Annotated in this window: 21 protein-coding genes; 10 read left to right on the forward strand and 11 right to left on the reverse strand. The window is 62.0% G+C overall.

From position 1 onward, the window contains the following. Positions 1 to 4 precede the first annotated feature (4 nt). Together ACF8Q6_RS06890 and ACF8Q6_RS06895 are read left to right on the forward strand one after the other, a co-directional pair. Entirely contained in the window at positions 5 to 292 is a 288-nt protein-coding gene (locus ACF8Q6_RS06890) for a DUF2782 domain-containing protein (RefSeq protein WP_003252997.1), read from the forward strand. Between the two features lie 69 nt (positions 293 to 361). Further along, on the forward strand, positions 362 to 1312 hold the full coding sequence (locus tag ACF8Q6_RS06895; protein WP_003252998.1) for a homoserine kinase: 951 nt from the start codon (positions 362 to 364) through the stop codon (positions 1310 to 1312). A 111-nt stretch (positions 1313 to 1423) separates the two neighbouring features. Here the strand turns inward: ACF8Q6_RS06895 and ACF8Q6_RS06900 are convergent, their stop codons facing one another. Then, positions 1424 to 2332 (reverse strand): zinc ABC transporter substrate-binding protein, encoded by a 909-nt coding sequence (locus tag ACF8Q6_RS06900; RefSeq protein ID WP_274143727.1) that lies wholly within the window; start codon positions 2330 to 2332, stop codon positions 1424 to 1426. A 66-nt stretch (positions 2333 to 2398) separates the two neighbouring features. Between ACF8Q6_RS06900 and zur the strand changes: the two genes are divergently transcribed. From zur to ACF8Q6_RS06920, 4 genes are all read left to right on the forward strand, one after another. Continuing rightward, positions 2399 to 2884 carry a zinc uptake transcriptional repressor Zur gene (zur, locus tag ACF8Q6_RS06905; RefSeq protein ID WP_003253002.1) on the forward strand — a complete coding sequence of 162 codons (486 nt, stop codon included), beginning with the start codon at positions 2399 to 2401 and terminating at the stop codon, positions 2882 to 2884. Next, positions 2881 to 3654: a zinc ABC transporter ATP-binding protein ZnuC gene (gene znuC / locus ACF8Q6_RS06910; RefSeq protein WP_392489455.1), complete on the forward strand. Its 774-nt coding sequence runs from the start codon at positions 2881 to 2883 to the stop codon at positions 3652 to 3654. The genes zur and znuC overlap by 4 nt, the downstream gene beginning before the upstream one ends. Further along, complete coding sequence (gene znuB / locus ACF8Q6_RS06915) at positions 3647 to 4429, forward strand: zinc ABC transporter permease subunit ZnuB (RefSeq protein WP_012269922.1); 783 nt, start codon at positions 3647 to 3649, stop codon at positions 4427 to 4429. The genes znuC and znuB overlap by 8 nt, the downstream gene beginning before the upstream one ends. 126 nt (positions 4430 to 4555) lie before the next feature. Next, positions 4556 to 5263: a PA5502 family lipoprotein gene (locus ACF8Q6_RS06920; protein WP_003253010.1), complete on the forward strand. Its 708-nt coding sequence runs from the start codon at positions 4556 to 4558 to the stop codon at positions 5261 to 5263. Between the two features lie 60 nt (positions 5264 to 5323). On the opposite strand, the gene katE is transcribed toward ACF8Q6_RS06920, so the two are convergent. Beyond that, complete coding sequence (katE, locus tag ACF8Q6_RS06925) at positions 5324 to 7459, reverse strand: catalase HPII (protein WP_014861527.1); 2136 nt, start codon at positions 7457 to 7459, stop codon at positions 5324 to 5326. 227 nt (positions 7460 to 7686) lie between these two features. Here katE and ACF8Q6_RS06930 point away from each other — a divergent pair, with 227 nt between their 5' ends. The 3 genes from ACF8Q6_RS06930 (at position 7687) to ACF8Q6_RS06940 (ending at position 10200) form a co-directional block, all read left to right on the forward strand. Next, entirely contained in the window at positions 7687 to 8694 is a 1008-nt protein-coding gene (locus tag ACF8Q6_RS06930) for a methionine ABC transporter ATP-binding protein (protein WP_011953146.1), read from the forward strand. Then, positions 8694 to 9365 (forward strand): methionine ABC transporter permease, encoded by a 672-nt coding sequence (locus tag ACF8Q6_RS06935; protein WP_010951513.1) that lies wholly within the window; start codon positions 8694 to 8696, stop codon positions 9363 to 9365. The genes ACF8Q6_RS06930 and ACF8Q6_RS06935 overlap by 1 nt, the downstream gene beginning before the upstream one ends. A 64-nt stretch (positions 9366 to 9429) precedes the next feature. Next, complete coding sequence (locus tag ACF8Q6_RS06940; RefSeq protein ID WP_003253017.1) at positions 9430 to 10200, forward strand: MetQ/NlpA family ABC transporter substrate-binding protein; 771 nt, start codon at positions 9430 to 9432, stop codon at positions 10198 to 10200. A gap of 176 nt (positions 10201 to 10376) precedes the next feature. Here ACF8Q6_RS06940 and ACF8Q6_RS06945 read toward each other — a convergent pair whose 3' ends face one another. Genes ACF8Q6_RS06945 through ACF8Q6_RS06965 form a run of 5 tightly spaced genes read right to left on the reverse strand, consistent with a single transcriptional unit; the run spans position 10377 to position 14260 of the window. Continuing rightward, a complete protein-coding gene (locus ACF8Q6_RS06945; RefSeq protein ID WP_011953145.1) occupies positions 10377 to 11009 on the reverse strand; it encodes an SCO family protein in 633 nt (210 codons plus the stop codon). Then, complete coding sequence (gene cyoE / locus ACF8Q6_RS06950) at positions 11006 to 11899, reverse strand: heme o synthase (RefSeq protein WP_014861529.1); 894 nt, start codon at positions 11897 to 11899, stop codon at positions 11006 to 11008. The genes ACF8Q6_RS06945 and cyoE overlap by 4 nt, the downstream gene beginning before the upstream one ends. After that, the gene (locus ACF8Q6_RS06955) at positions 11884 to 12963 is read right to left on the reverse strand and encodes a heme A synthase (protein ID WP_011953144.1); all 1080 of its coding nucleotides are present in this window, start codon (positions 12961 to 12963) and stop codon (positions 11884 to 11886) included. Before ACF8Q6_RS06955 ends, cyoE begins: the two co-directional genes overlap by 16 nt. 9 nt (positions 12964 to 12972) lie before the next feature. Continuing rightward, entirely contained in the window at positions 12973 to 13554 is a 582-nt protein-coding gene (locus ACF8Q6_RS06960) for a hypothetical protein (protein ID WP_011953143.1), read from the reverse strand. Beyond that, positions 13523 to 14260, reverse strand: a complete 738-nt coding sequence (locus ACF8Q6_RS06965; RefSeq protein WP_017147854.1) for an SURF1 family protein — start codon at positions 14258 to 14260, stop codon at positions 13523 to 13525. The genes ACF8Q6_RS06960 and ACF8Q6_RS06965 overlap by 32 nt, the downstream gene beginning before the upstream one ends. A 51-nt stretch (positions 14261 to 14311) precedes the next feature. Between ACF8Q6_RS06965 and ACF8Q6_RS06970 the strand changes: the two genes are divergently transcribed. Continuing rightward, positions 14312 to 14515 (forward strand): twin transmembrane helix small protein, encoded by a 204-nt coding sequence (locus ACF8Q6_RS06970; RefSeq protein WP_003253030.1) that lies wholly within the window; start codon positions 14312 to 14314, stop codon positions 14513 to 14515. A gap of 27 nt (positions 14516 to 14542) precedes the next feature. Here the strand turns inward: ACF8Q6_RS06970 and ACF8Q6_RS06975 are convergent, their stop codons facing one another. The 4 genes from ACF8Q6_RS06975 to coxB are packed head-to-tail and all read right to left on the reverse strand — an operon-like array spanning position 14543 to position 18783. Then, positions 14543 to 15430 (reverse strand): cytochrome c oxidase subunit 3, encoded by an 888-nt coding sequence (locus ACF8Q6_RS06975; RefSeq protein ID WP_011953141.1) that lies wholly within the window; start codon positions 15428 to 15430, stop codon positions 14543 to 14545. 16 nt (positions 15431 to 15446) lie between these two features. Continuing rightward, positions 15447 to 16013, reverse strand: coding sequence for a cytochrome c oxidase assembly protein (locus ACF8Q6_RS06980; protein ID WP_392491270.1), 567 nt, complete (start codon positions 16011 to 16013; stop codon positions 15447 to 15449). A 9-nt stretch (positions 16014 to 16022) separates the two neighbouring features. Then, a complete protein-coding gene (gene ctaD, locus ACF8Q6_RS06985; RefSeq protein ID WP_003253037.1) occupies positions 16023 to 17612 on the reverse strand; it encodes a cytochrome c oxidase subunit I in 1590 nt (529 codons plus the stop codon). A gap of 43 nt (positions 17613 to 17655) precedes the next feature. After that, positions 17656 to 18783: a cytochrome c oxidase subunit II gene (gene coxB / locus ACF8Q6_RS06990; RefSeq protein ID WP_017147853.1), complete on the reverse strand. Its 1128-nt coding sequence runs from the start codon at positions 18781 to 18783 to the stop codon at positions 17656 to 17658. Between the last annotated feature and the right edge of the window lie 10 nt (positions 18784 to 18793).

Consider the following 18793-nt stretch of genomic DNA (forward strand, 5'->3'; position numbering starts at 1 on the left):
TATCATGCGCACACTCAATCGCCTGTTACTGCTCGGCCTGTTGGCAACCACGCCTGTCGTCACCCTGGCGGCGGACGACGCCCCCTCGGCCGATCCCGAGGTGACCATTCGCACGGAAGGCGATAAAACCATCCAGGAATACCGGCAAAACGGCTTCCTGTATGCGATCAAGATCACGCCGAAAAACGGCAAGCCTTACTTTCTGGTACGCGCTGATGGCACTGATGCCAATTTCATTCGATCCGACCAGCCGGACATGCTGATTCCGTCCTGGAAGATCTTCGAGTGGTAAGCTGACGCGCACCGTTCACATCAACCCGGCACTTCCCGGCGGAAGTGCCCGTATGGGCAATTTTTCATCATGTCAGTCTTCACCCCCGTGACCCGGCCTGAGCTGGAAACCTTTCTGGCGCCGTACGAGCTGGGCCGTCTGCTCGACTTCCAGGGCATTGCCGCCGGTACCGAGAACAGCAATTTCTTCGTCAGCCTCGAACAGGGGGAGTTCGTCCTGACGCTGATCGAGCGTGGGCCCAGCGAGGACATGCCGTTCTTCATCGAGCTGCTCGATACCCTGCACGGTGCCGACATGCCGGTGCCCTATGCCATTCGTGATCGCGACGGCAACGGCCTGCGCGAGCTGTGCGGCAAGCCGGCATTGCTGCAGCCCAGGCTGTCGGGCAAACACATCAAGGCACCCAACAACCAGCACTGCGCCCAGGTCGGCGAGCTACTGGCACACATTCACCTGGCCACCCGAGAGCACATCATCGAGCGCCGCACCGACCGCGGCCTGGACTGGATGCTGGCCTCGGGTGCCGAGCTACTGCCACGCCTGACTGCGGAGCAAGCCGCATTGCTGCAGCCGGCGCTGGACGAAATCAGCGCACATAAGGCGCAGATCCTGGCCTTGCCGCGGGCCAACCTGCATGCCGACCTGTTCCGCGACAACGTGATGTTCGAAGGCACCCATTTGACCGGTGTGATCGACTTCTACAATGCCTGCTCCGGGCCGATGCTGTATGACATTGCCATCACCGTGAACGACTGGTGCCTGGATGAGCAGGGAGCGGTGGATGTACCACGCGCCCAGGCACTGCTGGCAGCCTATGCGGCGCTGCGGCCGTTCACTGCAGCCGAAGCCGAGCTGTGGCCGGAAATGTTGAGGGTAGGCTGCGTACGTTTCTGGCTGTCGCGCCTGATTGCCGCCGAATCGTTTGCCGGGATGGATGTGATGATCCACGATCCGAGCGAGTTTGAAGTACGTCTGGCGCAGCGCCAGCAGGTGGCTTTGCACCTGCCGTTCGCGCTGTAGACCGCGTCTGCTTCTTCGCGGGTGAACCCGCTCCCACAGGGATAGCGACGGCCTTGAGGCCTGCGCAGTACCTGTGGGCACGGATTCACCCGCGAAGGGGCCGGTACAGGCTTACAGCTGTTCCAGGCAGCCTGCCAGGTCACCGCCCAACTTCTCCAGCAAGCGCTCATACCCTTTACCATCCACCGGATCGGTGCCACCCAAGGCATCCAGCTCGGCAAGGCGTACCGGCAACCCGGCAGTCAGGGTCTCGGCCAATCGCGGCCGCAGTGGCGGCTCGCTGAACACGCAGGTCTTGCCCACTTCCTGAAGACGCTTGCGCATGGCCGCCACATGTTGCGCCCCAGGCTGTACCTCGGATGCCACGCTGAACACGCCCGCGTGCTTCAAGCCATATTCAGCTTCAAAATAGTCGAAGGCTTCGTGGAAGACGAAGTACGGCTTGCCGGCAATACCGGCCACGCGCGCCTTGATACGCCCATCCAACGCATCCAGGCGTTCATCGAAGGCCTTCAGGTTGCTCTGATAGCGAGCCGCATTGGCCGGGTCGACCTGGGCCAGGTCAGCTGCCATTTTTGCCGCGATCACTCGCGCATTCACCGACGATAGCCACAAATGCGCATCCAGGCTACCTGGGCGGTGATCGTGGTCATGATCGTCGTGGTCTGCTTCCTCATGGGAATGGCTGTCCTCGCCAAAGTGGCGCAGCTTCATGCCCGGCAACGACTGCACAGCCACTGTGGCCTTGCTGCGGCTTCCCAGTACACGCGCAAGGAAGTTCTCCATGTCAGGGCCGATCCAGTACAGCAGGTCGGCATCGCCTACCCGCCGCACGTCGGAGGGGCGCAGCGCATAGTGGTGGGGTGAAGCGCCGGGCGGCAGCAGCACGTCAGGGCTGCCAACACCCTCCTGCACGGCAGCGGCAATCTGCTGCAGGGGCTTGATACTGGTGAGCACACGCACGTCGGCCTGCGCGGATAATGCGATGAAAGCGACAAACAGAGCCAGGAATCGGGACACGGTGGATACTCGAATCTTCAGAAACAGGTAACATAATAACGTCTCTGTCCAGAACCGTCGCTGCCCATGTCCATCACACCGCTGGCCAACCGTCCTCACGACCACTCCCATTGCGTACACAGCGCACTGGCTGAAGCCGACGCCTTGTGCACCCGCCAGGGCCTGCGCCTGACAGCCCTGCGCCGCCGTGTGCTGGAGCTGGTGTGGCAGAGCCACAAGCCACTGGGCGCCTACGACATCCTCGCTGTGCTCAGTGAGCAGGACGGCCGCCGCGCCGCGCCGCCCACGGTGTACCGTGCGCTGGACTTCCTGCTGGAAAACGGCCTGGTACATCGCATCGCATCGCTCAACGCCTTCATCGGCTGCAGCCACCCCGAGCACGTGCACCAAGGCCAGTTCCTGATCTGTCGGGCCTGCCATGTGGCCATCGAGCTCGAGCAAAGCAGCATCAGCGAGGCCATCATCAACAGCGCCAAAGGCGTGGGTTTCACGGTCGAGACCCAGACCGTGGAAGTGGTCGGCCTGTGCGGTAACTGCCGGAGCGCGGCATGAGCGACGCCCTGATTCGCCTGGAGCAGGTCGGCGTCACCTTTGGCGGTGAGGCGGTGCTCGACAGCATCGACCTGTCGGTCGCCCCAGGCCAGATCGTCACCCTGATTGGCCCCAACGGGGCGGGCAAGACGACCCTGGTGCGCGCCGTACTTGGCCTGCTCAAGCCACATCGCGGCAAGGTATGGCGCAAACCCAAGCTGCGCATTGGCTACATGCCGCAGAAGATTCAGGTTGATGCCACGCTGCCGCTGTCGGTGCTGCGCTTCTTGCGCCTGGTGCCCGGCGTAGACCGCGCGGCAGCCTTGTCGGCGCTGCAGGAAGTGGGCGCCGAGCAGGTCATCGACAGCCCGATCCAGACTATTTCCGGCGGCGAAATGCAACGCGTGCTGCTGGCCCGCGCCTTGCTGCGCGAACCCCAGTTGCTGGTGCTAGACGAACCGGTACAAGGTGTGGACGTGGTCGGCCAGACCGAGCTTTACAACCTCATCACCCGCCTGCGCGACCGCCACGGCTGCGGCGTACTGATGGTGTCCCACGACCTGCACCTGGTCATGAGCGCTACCGACCAGGTGGTGTGCCTGAACCGCCACGTGTGTTGCTCGGGTCACCCTGAGCAAGTCAGCGGTGATCCGGCGTTCGTCGAGCTGTTCGGCAAGACCGCATCGAGCCTGGCCATCTACCACCACCATCACGACCACAGCCACGACCTGCATGGCTCGGTGGTCGCCCCTGGCACCCATGTTCACGGAGAGCACTGCAAGCATGGCTGATTTTCTTCTCTACGCCTTGCTTGCCGGCTTGTCCCTGGCACTGGTTGCCGGCCCACTGGGCTCCTTCGTGGTATGGCGGCGCATGGCCTATTTTGGCGACACCCTGTCTCACGCCGCGCTGCTCGGTGTGGCCCTGGGCTTTGCCCTGGATGTCAGCCCGGCACTGGCAGTAACCGTGGGCTGCCTATTGCTGGCGATTCTGCTGGTGACATTGCAGCAACGCCAGCCGCTGGCCTCCGACACCCTCCTGGGTATCCTGGCCCCCAGCACCTTGTCGCTGGGCCTGGTGGTGCTGAGCTTCATGCACGATGTGCGCATTGACCTGATGGCTTACCTGTTCGGCGATCTGCTGGCCATCAGCACCACCGACCTGGCCTGGATCCTCGGCGGCAGTGCACTGGTCCTGCTGCTGCTCGCTGTGCTGTGGCGGCCGCTGCTGGCGGTTACCGTGCACGAAGAACTGGCCATGGTAGAAGGCCTGCCCGTGGCCGGCCTGCGCTTGGCGCTGATGCTGCTGATCGCAGTGGTTATTGCGGTTGCCATGAAAATTGTTGGCGTGTTGCTGATCACCTCGCTACTGATCATTCCCGCGGCTGCGGCACAGCGTCACGCCCGCTCACCAGAGCAGATGGCCCTGGGTGCCAGCCTGCTGGGTGTCACCGCAGTCTGCGGCGGCCTGGCCATGTCCTGGTTCAAGGACACCCCCGCCGGGCCCTCGATCGTGGTCTGCGCCGCGGTGCTATTCTTGCTGAGCCTGGCCCTGCCAAAACGCTGAAACGCAGGGCGTGTGCAGGCACGCCTTGCAACCTTTGCCCGGTAAAGGGTCTGTAAGGCCTATTTTCGAGCGTGCGCACCTGGGTGTAGACTTGCTCGCTTTTTGCGCAAATAGAGAGTCGCAGGAATGAAGCCGTTCGCCTCCCGTTATCTGCTTGTTGCCGCGTTTTCCCTGATCCTGGCTGCCTGTTCCAATGCGCCGGTCGAACAGGCCACCGCACCTGCTCAAGCAGATGCCTGGCAGCAGTTGCAACAGAACATCGCCAGCAACGAGCTGGCTACCGCCGAAGACCAGCTGGCAGCACTGCAGGCTCAGTCGCCGGATGATGCACGCCTGGAGCAATACCAGCGCCAACTGGCCGAAGCTTACCTGCAACGTAGCCAGATCGTCCTGCAGAAGGGCGATGTGAACGCGGCAGCTACCGCGCTCGCCCGTGCCCGGGCACTGATGCCGCAGGCACCAGCGGTGACCGGCGGGGATGCCGTGACACAGGCCCGCAAGGCCGAGCTGGAAAAGGCTGAGGCTGCGCTGAAAGCCGCCGAAGCCAAGCCCAAGGCACGCATCATCGACCCGACAGCGCCAAGTACCGTGGTGGCCTTGAAGACCACTGACAGCCGCGCGCTGCGCCGCCAACTGGACGACATTGCCGCCGATGTGGTGAGTTACCAGTGTGAAGTGGTATTCCAGGTACCACGCACCGAGGATGCACCTTGGCTGAAGACCTTGCTGGAAAAGCGTGTGCGCAAGATTGACAGTGGGTTCGAGCTGAAGCAGAAGCATGAGATTCAGCGCTCGCTGCCGGCACAGGTGGTGCTGGTCCCCCATCAGCAGTAAACGCTTCGCGGGTAAACACGCTCCTACATCAGGAGCGGGTTTACCCGCAAAAAGGCCTTATCAGGCAGGAACAGCTTCAGCTGCCGCCTCCCGCTCCCACACCCGGTGGCCTTCAACCGCTTTGACAAAGGCATCCACTGCCTTCTGCTCATCCCCGAGCAACAGCCCCTTGTCCTCCTTGAGCCCCAACGCTTTCGCCAATTCCTTGGTCAGCACCAGCGCCTTCAGGTGCTTGTAGCCCTCCAGCACGAAGTGCTTGGCCAATCCGCTAGCCGCCAGCGCATCCGTAGAGGCCTTGCCCGCAGGCACGACAATCCCGTCGAACATGATCGAAGGCATCCCCTCCATCGACGCCGCTACTGGCAGTTGCTTGCCATCCGCCGCCTTCACCGGCGCCGAGGTCGGCCCCAGCAGCATCGGCCGGGCACTGTGCGCTTCCAGGGCCTTGACCAGTTTGTCCACGCTGGCAGCGTCCACGCCATCGGCAACCAGCACGGCAATTTTGCGCCCCTTGATACCCACCGAACCTGGGTGGTTCATCTGGCTCAGCGCAGGCGATTGCGCCAGCTGGCTACCCTTCACCTGCACCGTACCCGCTTTCGGCGCAGGGAGGCCCAGGTTGGCCGCAACCGCCGCCGCCAGCTTCAGGTCGATGTTGGCCAGAATTTCATTCACTTCCCGGGCGCGGATATGTTCACGCTCCACTTTGCCCAACTCGAAGCTGTAAGCCTTGATGATGTGCTGTTGCTCGGTCGGGCTCATGCTCTGGAAGAACAGCCGAGCCTGCGAGAAGTGATCGCCGAACGACTCACTGCGCTGGCGAATCTTGTGCGCATCGATACGCTCCTGATAGCTCTCGAAGCCGCCGTCTTGCGCCGCAGGCGGGGTTTCCTTCGGCCAGCCGCCATCAATCGAGTTGGGCTCGTAGGACGCCCGGCCCTTGTGCACGACGTGCTGGTGCAGCGCATCACGCTGGTTGTTGTGGTTCGGCGCTACCGGCCGGTTGATCGGGATCTGATGGAAGTTCGGCCCACCCAGGCGGCTGATCTGGGTATCGGTGTACGAGAACAGCCGGCCCTGCAGCAGCGGGTCGTTGGTAAAGTCGATACCTGGCACGATATGGCCTGGGCAGAACGCCACCTGTTCGACCTCGGCAAAGAAATTGTCCGGGTTGCGGTTGAGCACCATCTTGCCCAGCGGCGTGACGGGTACCAGTTCCTCCGGGATGATCTTGGTCGGGTCCAACAGGTCGAAGTCGAATTTGTGTTCGTCAGCCTCAGGCACAATCTGCACGCCCAGCTCCCACTCCGGGTAGTCACCGGTTTCGATGGCTTCCCATAGATCACGGCGCTGGAAGTCGGTGTCCTTGCCCGCCAGTTTCTGGGCTTCGTCCCACAGCAGGGAATGCACGCCCTGGCGTGGTTTCCAATGAAACTTGACGAAGCTCGCCACGCCCTCGGCATTGATCAGGCGGAAGGTATGAACGCCAAAGCCTTCCATCATTCGAAGGCTGCGCGGGATGGCGCGGTCAGACATGGCCCACATGACCATATGAGCCGACTCCGGCACCAGCGAGACGAAATCCCAGAAGGTGTCATGAGCCGAACCGCCGGTCGGTATCTCGTTGTGTGGCTCTGGCTTCACCGCGTGGACAAAATCGGGGAACTTGATGGCATCTTGGATGAAAAAGACCGGCATATTGTTGCCGACCAAGTCGAAATTGCCTTCATCTGTATAGAACTTGACGGCAAAGCCCCGTACATCTCGAACCGTGTCGCCAGAACCGCGTGGGCCCTGAACCGTCGAAAAGCGGACAAAAACCGGGGTGATCTTTTCCGGATCTTGCAGGAAGCCGGCCTTGGTCAGCTCGGCGTGGTTGCCATAGCTCTGGAAAAACCCGTGTGCCCCGGTACCGCGTGCGTGCACGATGCGTTCGGGGATACGCTCATGGTCGAAGTGGGTGATTTTCTCGCGCATGATGAAGTCTTCAAGCAGCGAAGGCCCGCGATCACCCGCCTTGAGGGAGTTCTGGTTGTCAGCAATGCGCACGCCTTGGTTGGTTCGCAGCGCATGCCCGGTCGCATCGCTACGGTCGGCCTCCAGGCTCTGCAGCTTGGCATTGGTGTTGGCCCTGTCAGGGGTCTGGGTACCGGCGGCCTCGCTGTGCTTGGGCGCATCCGTTTTCTTGCTGGGCATGATCGGCTCTCCTCATCAGTCTTAAGGCGTGCCCGTTCAGGGCTTGTCCAAGTAGTGACTGGAGGGCGTTGCCGAGCGTTCAATCAGGATTACCGGTTGTCGCGATATGCCCGATGGATTGGTGCATGACGAAATAAATGCTAAGAACAGCTATAGGAAAAGGCTAAAATGCGCGACCCCAGCTAACCGCTGACCCAAATTTCAATGCGCCCCACAAGGTTCGCTACGTGATCGAGTTCCAACAGGTACATAAAACCTACCGCGTTGCCGGTAGGGAAATCCCCGCACTGAATCCGACCAGCCTGACCATCGAAGATGGCCAGGTGTTCGGCCTGATCGGCCATTCCGGCGCTGGCAAAAGCACCATGCTGCGCCTGATCAACCGCCTGGAGGAGCCCTCCGGCGGCACAATCATCGTCGACGGCGAAGACGTCACCGCGTTCAACGCCAGCCAGTTGCGCGGCTTCCGCCAGCAGGTCGGGATGATTTTCCAGCACTTCAACCTGCTGGCTTCCAAGACCGTCGCCGACAACGTCGCCCTGCCACTGACCCTGGCCGGTGAGCTGTCGCGCAGCGAAATCGACAAGCGCGTCACCGAGCTACTGGCTCGCGTTGGCCTGTCGGACCACGCCAAAAAGTACCCGGCGCAGCTGTCCGGCGGCCAGAAGCAGCGCGTCGGCATCGCCCGCGCCCTGTCCACCAACCCGAAGATTCTGCTATGCGACGAGGCCACCAGTGCCCTCGACCCGCAAACCACGGCCTCGGTCCTGCAACTGCTGGCCGAGATCAACCGTGAACTGAAGCTGACCATCGTGCTGATTACCCACGAGATGGACGTGATCCGCCGTGTCTGCGACCGCGTGGCCGTGATGGACGCCGGTCAGATCGTCGAGCAAGGCTCGGTGGCCGAGGTGTTTCTGCACCCACAGCACCCCACCACCAAGCGCTTCGTCCAGGAAGACGAGCAGGTCGACGAAGGCGAGCAGCGCGACGACTTTGCCCACGTGCCAGGCCGCATCGTACGCCTGACCTTCCAGGGCGACGCCACCTACGCACCGCTGCTGGGCACCGTGGCCCGCGAAACCGGTGTGGACTACAGCATCCTCGCCGGGCGTATCGACCGCATCAAGGATGTCCCCTATGGCCAGCTCACTCTCGCCCTGATCGGCGGAGACATGGAAGCGGCGTTCGCCCGCTTCAAGGCAGCTGACGTACATATGGAGGTACTGCGTTGATGGACGCCCTGAATTTCTTTGCCAACGTCGATTGGGCCGAAATCTGGCTGGCCACCGTCGATACCATGATCATGCTGTTCGGCTCGCTGTTCTTCACCGTGCTGCTGGGCCTGCCACTGGGCGTGCTGCTGTTCCTCTGCGGGCCAAAGCAGATGTTCGAACAGAAGGGCGTCTATGCGCTGCTGTCGCTGGTGGTCAACATCCTGCGCTCGCTGCCATTCATCATCTTGCTGATCGTGATGATCCCGTTCACCGTGCTGATCACCGGTACCTCGCTGGGCGTTGCAGGCGCCATCCCGCCGCTGGTGGTGGGTGCCACGCCGTTCTTTGCGCGCCTGGTTGAAACCGCCTTGCGTGAAGTGGACCGCGGCATCATCGAAGCCACCCAGTCGATGGGCGCCACCACTCGCCAGATCATCACCAGTGCGCTGCTGCCGGAAGCCCGTCCGGGCATCTTCGCGGCCATAACGGTAACCGCCATCACCCTGGTTTCTTACACTGCCATGGCCGGTGTGGTGGGTGCCGGTGGCCTTGGTGACCTGGCTATCCGCTTCGGTTACCAGCGTTTCCAGACCGATGTGATGGTAGTGACCGTGGTACTGCTGCTGGTACTGGTTCAAGTCCTGCAGAGCGTGGGCGACAAACTGGTCGTGCATTTTTCCCGTAAGTAACCCCAATGGGGTCGGCCTGGCCGACCCGTTCGGGGGCCGTCGCGGCCCTCACAAGGAGTGATCAATGAAGAAGCTGCTTGCTGTCGCTGCCGCTGTCGCGGCCTTCTCGGCCCAGGCCGATACCCTTACCGTCGCCGCCACCCCGGTGCCGCACGCCGAGATCCTCAACTTCGTCAAACCACAACTGGCCAAAGAAGGCGTAGAGCTGAAGGTCAAGGAATTCACCGACTACATCCAGCCGAACGTGCAGGTGGCCGAAAAGCGCCTGGACGCCAACTTCTTCCAGCACCAGCCTTACCTGGATGAGTTCAACAAGGCCAAGGGTACCCAGCTGGTGAGCGTGGCAGGCGTGCACATCGAGCCACTGGGCGTGTATTCGTCCAAGATCAAGAAACTGGACGAGCTGTCCTCCGGCGCCACCGTGGTCATCCCCAACGACGCCACCAACGGCGGCCGCGCCTTGCTGCTGCTGGACAAGGCTGGCGTGATCAAGCTCAAGGACAACAAGAACATCCTGTCGACCGTGAAGGATGTTGCCGAGAACCCGAAAAACGTGAAGTTCCGCGAGCTGGAAGCCGCCACCATCCCGCGTGTGCTGACCCAGGTAGATGCCGCCCTGATCAACACCAACTACGCGCTGGAAGCCAAGCTGAACCCGGAAAAAGACGCGCTGGCCATCGAGGGCAGCGACTCGCCTTACGTGAACATCCTGGTTGCCCGCCCGGACAACAAGGACTCGGACGACATGAAGAAACTGGCGGCTGCACTGCACTCGCCTGAGGTGAAGCAGTTCATCATCGAGAAGTACAAAGGCGCTGTGGTTCCAGCGTTCTGAGCCAACATCCCCGGGGCCGCTTTGCGGCCCTTTCGCGACGCAAGGCCGCTCCCACAAAGTAAGGCGTACGCCGATCCATGTGGGAGCAACTGTCTTGCTCAATTTCTGAAAGCTGGCGCGATCCGTGTGGGAGCGGCCTTGTGTCGCGAAAGGCCTGCGCAGCAGGCCCAGCACTTTCAATCCCGCTTGACCAGCCCCGGCAACTGCGCCCCCAGCTTCTGGTTGTTGAACGGCGCCCGAATGAACCCACGCTGTCGCCCATCCGGCCCGACAATCGCCAGGTTACCGCTGTGATCCACGGTATACCCCGGCTTGCTGGTATCCGCCGGAATGAACGGAATGCTCAAGGCATTGGCCAGCTTCTGGGTATCCTCGATCGAGCCCGCCACACCGACAAAGTCTTTGTCGAAATAGCCCAGATACTGCTTCAGCTGGTTCGGCGTGTCGCGGTTAGGGTCCACGCTCACCAACACCACCTGCAGCCGGTCGACGGTATCCTTGGGCAGCTCGCTCTTCACCTGGCGCAGCTGGGCCAGGGTGGTCGGGCAGATGTCCGGGCAGTAGGTGTAGCCAAAGAACAGCAGCGACCATTTGCCCTTGAGGTCATCCATCTGCACCGGCTGGCCGTCCTGATTGGTCATGGTGACATCAGCCACGGCGCGGCTCTGCGGCAGCAGGATGATGCCCGCATCAATCAGCTCGGCAGGGTTGGGCTGGTCACGACCATTTAGCACCTTGTTGACGGTCAGGCCCAGGATCAACGCGACCAGGGCAACGAGGATGAAGACGGTTTTCTGGGTTCGGGTCATAGGCTCAGCAACAGGTAGTGGTCAAGGAGCAATGCGATGAACAGCGCGAACAGGTAGCCGATAGAGTACTTGAAGGTGCCGATCGCCGCGTGCGGCCGGCTGCTACGGTACAACACCCAGGCCCAATGCAGGAAGCGCAGGCCCAAGCCCAGGGCACAGGCCAGGTACAGCGGGCCACTCATGTGGATGGCATACGGGAGCAGGCTCACCGCCAGCAGGATCAGGGTGTACAGCAGGATATGCAGTTTGGTGTAGCGCTCGCCGTGGGTCACCGGCAACATCGGGATATCGGCCTTGGCGTATTCCTCCTTGCGGTGGATGGCCAGCGCCCAGAAATGCGGCGGGGTCCAGGCGAAAATGATCAGCACAAGCAGCAAGGGTTCGGCACTGACATGGCCGCTTACCGCCACCCAGCCGAGCAACGGCGGAGCGGCACCGGCCAGGCCACCGATGACGATGTTCTGTGGCGTGGCGCGCTTGAGAAAGCCGGTGTAGAGCACCGCATAACCGAGTAATGAGGCCAGGGTCAGCCAGGCGGTGAGGGCGTTGGTGAATACCAGCAGCAGGACCATGCCCAGCAGCGCCAGGGCCAAGGCGAACAACAGCGCCGCCAGGGGCTCGACTCGGCCTTGGGCCAAAGGCCGTTTGTGGGTGCGTGCCATCAGCGCATCGATGCGCCGATCCACCACATGATTGACCACTGCCGCGCCACCCGCGCACAGGCCAATGCCCAGGTTGCCGAACAACAGCACGCTCCAGCTGACGCCTGCCCGGGTGGCCAGGAACATGCCCGCCAGCGAGGTGATCAGCATCAGCACCACCACCTTGGGCTTGGTCAGCTCAAGGTAATCGCGCCAGCGGGCCCGTCGTACGCTTAGAAGCGTCGCCACGAGTCGTTCCTCATGTGATGGGAAATGCCCACCCCGACCACCGGCCGCAGACGCCAACCATGGCCGACACCCATACGAACCTTGTCGACCACTCGAATGCGGTAGTTCACCAGCACCATGCTCAGCAGCAGCATCGCCCCGCCGGCATTATGCGCAACAGCCACCGCCAGCGGCAGGTGGAACACCACGTTGCTGATGCCCAGGCCCACTTGCAAGGCCAGCGCCAGCAGCACCAGCCGCGCCAGGCCGGGGAGACCACAGCGGTGCAGCTTCCAGCTGAGCATCAACAGCACACAGGTCACCAGCAGCGCGCCCAACCTGTGGCTGATGTGGATGGCCGTGCGCGCATCACTGTCCAACTGCCCGCCAAGGTAATTGGGGCCGACGTGCTGGGTCAGGTGGAAGCCGTTGCTGAAATCCGCCGCTGGCCACCACTGGCCATGGCAGGTCGGCAGGTCGATGCAGGCCACGGCTGCGTAGTTGGCGCTGACCCAACCGCCCAGGGCAATCTGGCCGATTACCACCAGCAGCGCCAGTGCAGCGATCCGGCGCAGGCTCAGCGGCAGTTTCGGCAAGGGCGCAAAGGCCCGGGACAGACGCAGAGACAACAGGAACAGCAAGCTCAACGTGGTAAAGCCACCCAGCAAGTGCGCCGTGACCACCTGCGGCCATAGTTTCAGGGTGACCGTCCACATACCGAAGGCTGCCTGGGCCAGCACCACACCCAGTAGCAGCATCGGCAGGCGATAAGGCTGCCCATCGCGTGCATGCCGGCGCATTGCCTGGAACGCGAGCAGGGCGATCACCACGGCCAGGCTACCGGCAAAGTAGCGGTGGACCATCTCCGCCCAGCCCTTGGCGGCTTCCACCGGGTGCTCCGGAAAGTGCAGCTCGGCATGGGCCAACTGCGCTTCACTCTTGGGCACGCTGATAAAGCCATAGCACCCCGGCCAGTCGGGGCAACCGAGGCCGGCGTGGGTCAGGCGGGTATAGGCACCAAGCAGGACGACCAGCAGTGCCAGCAGGGTGGCGAACACAGCAAGGCGAAATCCAGGTCTGGCCATGGCAGGCTCCTAGCCGATGTTGGACAGCTTGAGCAGGTGGCGCAGGTCATCCAGCACATGCTTGCCGTTGACCTTGCCGTCGTAGCGCAGCACCAGGTTGCCGTGCGGGTCGACGATCCACAGCTGCGGGCCGGGCTCGGCAACCTTCTGCTGGTAGCGTTGCGCATCCAGCGGGTAGCGCTGCAACTGCGGGTACTCGCGGCCGAGCAGTGCCTGATAGTCGGCACTCAGCGGCTGGGCGGCGGCCAGCGCATGGCTGGCGCGGCTGGCATCACGCCCCAGCCCGACCTGAATCTGCCGAGCCAGGTACACCAGGCGCTGACAGTCTTCGGTGCAGGCCTGGGGCGCGCTGACCAGCAACTGCCAGCGCTCGTCCTGGCCCGCCACGCCGAGATCGGCACGGCTTTCCCCATTGCCAATCATGGCGCCATGGTAGCTGCGGCCTTCCGGCACCCAGAATTTGAGCTTGTACATGCTGGTGGCCAGAACCATCGGCCCAAGCACCACCAGCAGGATCAGCAACAGCTGCAAACGCCCACGGGCTCTGGGTTTGCTACGTTCAGGCGCGTCCAGTGGAGTGGCGGTGGCCATGGCGTTTCTCCTTGTTTTGATGCCAGCCGAAGTAGAGGTAGAGCAGAACCAGAGCGGTAGCCAGGGCAAACCACTGCACGGCATAGCCGACGTGTTTTTCGGGGCTCATGGCGACAACCGGCCAGTCCAGGCGATAGCTCGCAGGGCCCGGCTCCAGGCGCAATTCCTGGGCGAAGCCTTCGCGATCAAGCTGTTGCCATAGCTGCGCGGCATCGATAGCAGTCAACAGATGCGGCCATTGCCCGCCGATGGGGTCCGGGTGCAGCTGGAAGGTGCTACCGGGCGCGACATACACAGAGGCATCCAGCGCCAAGGCCTGGGCAGGGGTTTCGAAGTGCACCGGCACCCGGCGGTCCAGCCATGGCAGCCAGCCACGATTGATCAGCAACCACAGGCCGCTGGCTTGGTCGTGGAAGGGCTGCAGCAGCTCGACACCGGCTTTGCCGTCGCGCATGCGGTTGTCCAGCAGCACGCTGTGCTCGGCGTCGAAGCGGCCATACAGGTGCACACGGCGGAAGGCGTTGTCTTCTTTCGAGAGGAGCTGGGCGGTGGCGATCGGCGCTTCAATCCGCCTTTCCGCATAGGTGGCCAGCAGCACGCGCTTTTCCTCGGCACGGCCGAGTTGCCAGCAACCAAGCGCAATCAACCCTGGCAGCAGTGCAAGCACCACCAGCGTCGGTACCCAGCCTGGGCGAAACGGCCTCACGGGCGCCTCGCTATACTTATCCACATCACCGCATCCCCCCGGAGTAACGCCATGCTCAAGGCCGCGATTGTCCTGATGCTGTTGGCCACGATTGCCAGTCTGTTCAGTGGCCTGGTGTTTCTGGTCAAGGATGATGAAAACTCGACCCGCCTGCTCAAGGCCCTGACCGTACGGGTCACCCTGGCAGCCTTGACCATAGGCCTGGTCGCCTGGGGCTTGATCAGCGGTCAACTGGTCTCCCACGCCCCTTTCTGAAGCGCTCCTCCCTACAGGGTTTCGTATTCACAACACATAGACAAAGATGAACAACCCCACCCACACCACATCGACGAAGTGCCAGTACCAACTGGCTGCCTCGAAGCCGAAGTGTTTTTCCGGGTTGAAATGCCCGCGCAGAATACGCACGAACATCACAATCAGAATGATCGTGCCCAATGTCACGTGGGCGCCGTGAAACCCGGTAAGCATGAAAAACGTCGCACCGTAGATCCCTGAACCCAGTGTCAGCCCCAGTTTGGTATAGGCCTCGTGGTACTCGAAGGCCTGCAGCGCGATAAAGCTGATGCCCAGAACAATGGTCAGTGCCATCCAGAATTTCAGCGGCCCGCGGTGGTCACGGCGCAAGGCGTGGTGGGCAATGGTGATTGTCACACTGGAGCTGACCAGCAGGATGGTGTTGATCAGCGGCAGATGCCACGGGTCGATCACTTCCTTGGGCGGCGGGAACAGCTTGGGGTCGGGGGTGTGCAGCAGCGGCCAGGTGAATTCGAACGTTGGCCACAGCATGTGCGTAACACCTTTGGCCCCTTCGCCTCCCAGCCACGGCCCCGCCAGTACGCGGACATAGAACAGCGCACCGAAGAAGGCCAGGAAGAACATCACTTCGGAGAAGATGAACCAGCTCATGCCCCAGCGGAACGAGCGGTCCAGCTGCGGGCTGTACAACCCGGCGTGGCTCTCCTTGACCACTGCCCCAAACCAGCCGAACAGCATGTAGGCCAGAAACAACGCCCCCACGAAGAAAATCAGCGGCCCGTGCGAATCCGGGTGGCCCGCCTTCATATCGTTGAACCAGGTGCCCAGGCCGAATACCGTGATGAACATGCCGATGGTGGCGATGATCGGCCATTTGCTCTGCGCCGGAACGTAGTAGTGCTCATGACTTGCCATTGCTGTTCTCCTTCCCTTAACGGGCGCCCTGGACGTCCTGCGCCGCAACGTGCGCGACCGGCGGGTGGCGAGCGGTGATGTCGAACAAGGTGTAGGCCAGTGTCAGGTGCTTCACGCTGGCCGGCAGGTCACGGTCGACGATGAAGCGCACCGGCATCTCGATGCGTTCGCCGGGCTGCAGCACCTGCTGGGTAAAGCAGAAGCACTCGGTCTTGTGGAAGTAGGCCGCGGCCTCGGCCGGGGTAATGCTGGGTATTGCCTGCGCACTCATCGGCCGGTCGGTCGGGTTGTGGGCAATGAAGATCATCTGGTTCACCGCGCCCGGGTTGACCTCCAGCTGGTCGGCAGTGGAGTAGAAGTCCCAGACCATGTCGCTGGCATTGGTCGACATGAACTGCACCCGCACAGCACGCGTCGGGTCACTGACCTGGCTACCTTCGTATTGGCCGCCGGTCTTGCCGTTGATACCGAACGCTTTGCACATGACGTCGTAGATCGGCACCAACGCGAAGCCGAAGGCGAACATCACCACCGTCAGCATCAACAGGCGCATTACCAGGCGTTTCACCGACAGGCCGTTCATGGCGGGTTCCTATTTCACTTCCGGGGGTGTCTGGAAGGTGTGGTAGGGCGCAGGCGAGGGTATCGACCACTCAAGGCCCTCGGCGCCATCCCAGGGTTTGGCCGGTGCCGGCGCGCCACCGCGGATGCACTTGATGACAATGAACAGGAAGAAGATCTGCGTGGCGCCGAACATGAACGCGCCGATCGACGACACCATGTTGAAATCGGCGAACTGCAGGTTGTAGTCGGGGATGCGCCGTGGCATGCCGGCCAAGCCTACGAAGTGCATGGGGAAGAAGGCCATGTTCATGCCGATGAACGACAGCCAGAAGTGCAGTTTGCCGAGGGTTTCGTCGTACATGTGGCCGGTCCATTTCGGCAGCCAGTAGTAGGCCGAGGCAAAGATGCCGAAAATTGCACCAGGCACCAGTACGTAATGGAAATGCGCCACTACGAAGTAAGTGTCGTGGTACTGGAAGTCCGCCGGGGCAATCGCCAGCATCAGCCCGGAGAAACCACCGATGGTGAACAGGATGACAAAGGCGATGGCGAACAGCATCGGCGTTTCGAAGGTGAGCGAACCTTCCCACATGGTGCTGACCCAGTTGAATACCTTCACCCCGGTGGGCACGGCAATCAGCATGGTGGCATACATGAAGAACAACTCGCCGACCACCGGGATGCCGACCACGAACATATGGTGGGCCCAGACGATGAATGACAGGAAGGCAATGGCGCCGGTGGCATACACCATCGAGGTATAACCGAACAGCGGCTTGCGCGAGAACGCCGGGATGATCGAGCTGACCGCACCGAAGGCGGGCAGGATCATGATGTACACCTCAGGGTGACCGAAGAACCAGAACACATGCTGGAACAGCACCGGGTCACCACCACCTGCTGCACTGAAAAAGCTGGTACCGAAGTGGATATCCATCAGCATCATGGTTACCACGCCGGCCAGTACTGGCATCACCGCAATCAGCAGGAACGCGGTAATCAGCCAGGTCCAGACGAACAGCGGCATTTTCATCAGCGTCATGCCGGGGGCACGCAGGTTGAGGATGGTGGCAATCACGTTGATCGCCCCCATGATCGAGCTGATACCCATCAGGTGGATGGCGAAGATGAAGAAGGTGACGCTGGCTGGCGCATAGGTGGTGGAAAGCGGTGCGTAGAAGGTCCAGCCAAAGTTTGGCCCTCCGCCCGGGCTGAACAGCGTCGAGACCAGCAGCAGGAAGGCCGCCGGCAGCAGCCAGAAGCTGAAGTTGTTCATCCGTGGCAGGGCCATGTCAGGCGCGCCGATCATCAGCGGAATCATCCAGTTGGCCAGGCCGACGAAGGCCGGCATCACCGCGCCAAACACCATGATCAGGCCATGCATGGTGGTCATCTGGTTGAAGAACGCCGGCTCCACGATCTGCAAACCCGGCTGGAACAGCTCGGCGCGGATCACCATGGCAAACGAGCCACCGAGCAGGAACATGATGAAACTGAACCACAGGTACATCGTGCCGATGTCTTTATGGTTGGTGGTCAGCACCCAGCGCATCAGGCCCTTGGCCGGGCCGTGCGCATGGTCGTGGCCGTGGGCGTGGTCGTCGATCACTGCACTCATGTCCTGTCTCCTGCAATCCATTGATTGCCGCGAGTAACCCGGTTCACTTGGCTTCTGCCTGCTTCAGCGCCAGCACGTCCTTCGGCGTCACCATGTCGCCTTTGTTGTTGCCCCAGGCATTGCGCTCGTAGGTGACTACAGCAGCGATGTCGACTTCCGACAGCTGCTTGCCGAAAGCGGCCATGGCCGTGCCGGGCTTGCCATGGAAGACAATGCTCAGGTGGTCTTCCTTCGGTCCGGTGGCAATCTTCGAGCCTTTGAGCGCCGGGAACATTGGCGGCAGGCCCTGGCCTTCGGCCTGGTGACAGGCCACGCAGGTGGTGTGGTAGACCTTGTCGCCTCGCGCCACCAGCTCTTCCAGGGTCCACTCCTTGCTGGTCAGCTCCTTGAGCTTGGCGGCTTCAGCCTTGCGCTCGCCCAGCCAGGTGTCGTAATCGGCCTTGGACTTGACCTCGACCACCACCGGCATGAAGCCGTGGTCCTTGCCGCACAGCTCGGTGCACTGGCCGCGGTAGATGCCTGGCTTTTCGATACGGGTCCAGGCTTCGTTGACAAAGCCTGGGATGGCGTCGCGCTTGACCGCGAAGGCCGGCACCCACCAGGAGTGGATCACATCGGCAGCAGTGACCAGGAAGCGCACTTTCGCGCCCACCGGCAGCACCAGCGGCTGGTCGACTTCCAGCAGGTAATGCTCATCCTTGGGCGCCTTGTTGTGGATCTGGTCGGTGGGGGTGGCCAGGTTGCTGAAGAACTCCACGTCCTGGCCCAGGTACTTGTAGTGCCATTTCCACTGGTACCCCGTGACCTGGATGTCGATGTCCGAATCGCCGGCATCGTAGATGTCGATCAGCGTCTTGGTGGCCGGGATGGCCATGGCCACCAGGATCAGGAAGGGAACTACCGTCCAGAGGATTTCCACCCAGGTGTGCTCGTGGAAATGCGCAGCCTGCTGGCCGGTGGAGCGGCGGTGGATGACCATTGACCAGAACATCGCGCCAAACACCACGATGCCAATGATCACGCAGATCCAGAAGATGGTCATGTGCAGGTCGAAGACGGCGTTGGAGACTTCCGTCGCCCCTGGGTGCATGTTCACGGTCCAGGCGGCGTTTGCCTGGCCAAAAACCGACCACAACAGGAGGCCCATCCAGACATGTGGATGTCGCATCATTGCGGGTTCC

This window comes from Pseudomonas sp. GLN_2 (assembly GCF_043106005.1).
Classification (GTDB): Bacteria; Pseudomonadota; Gammaproteobacteria; order Pseudomonadales; family Pseudomonadaceae; genus Aquipseudomonas; species Aquipseudomonas alloputida.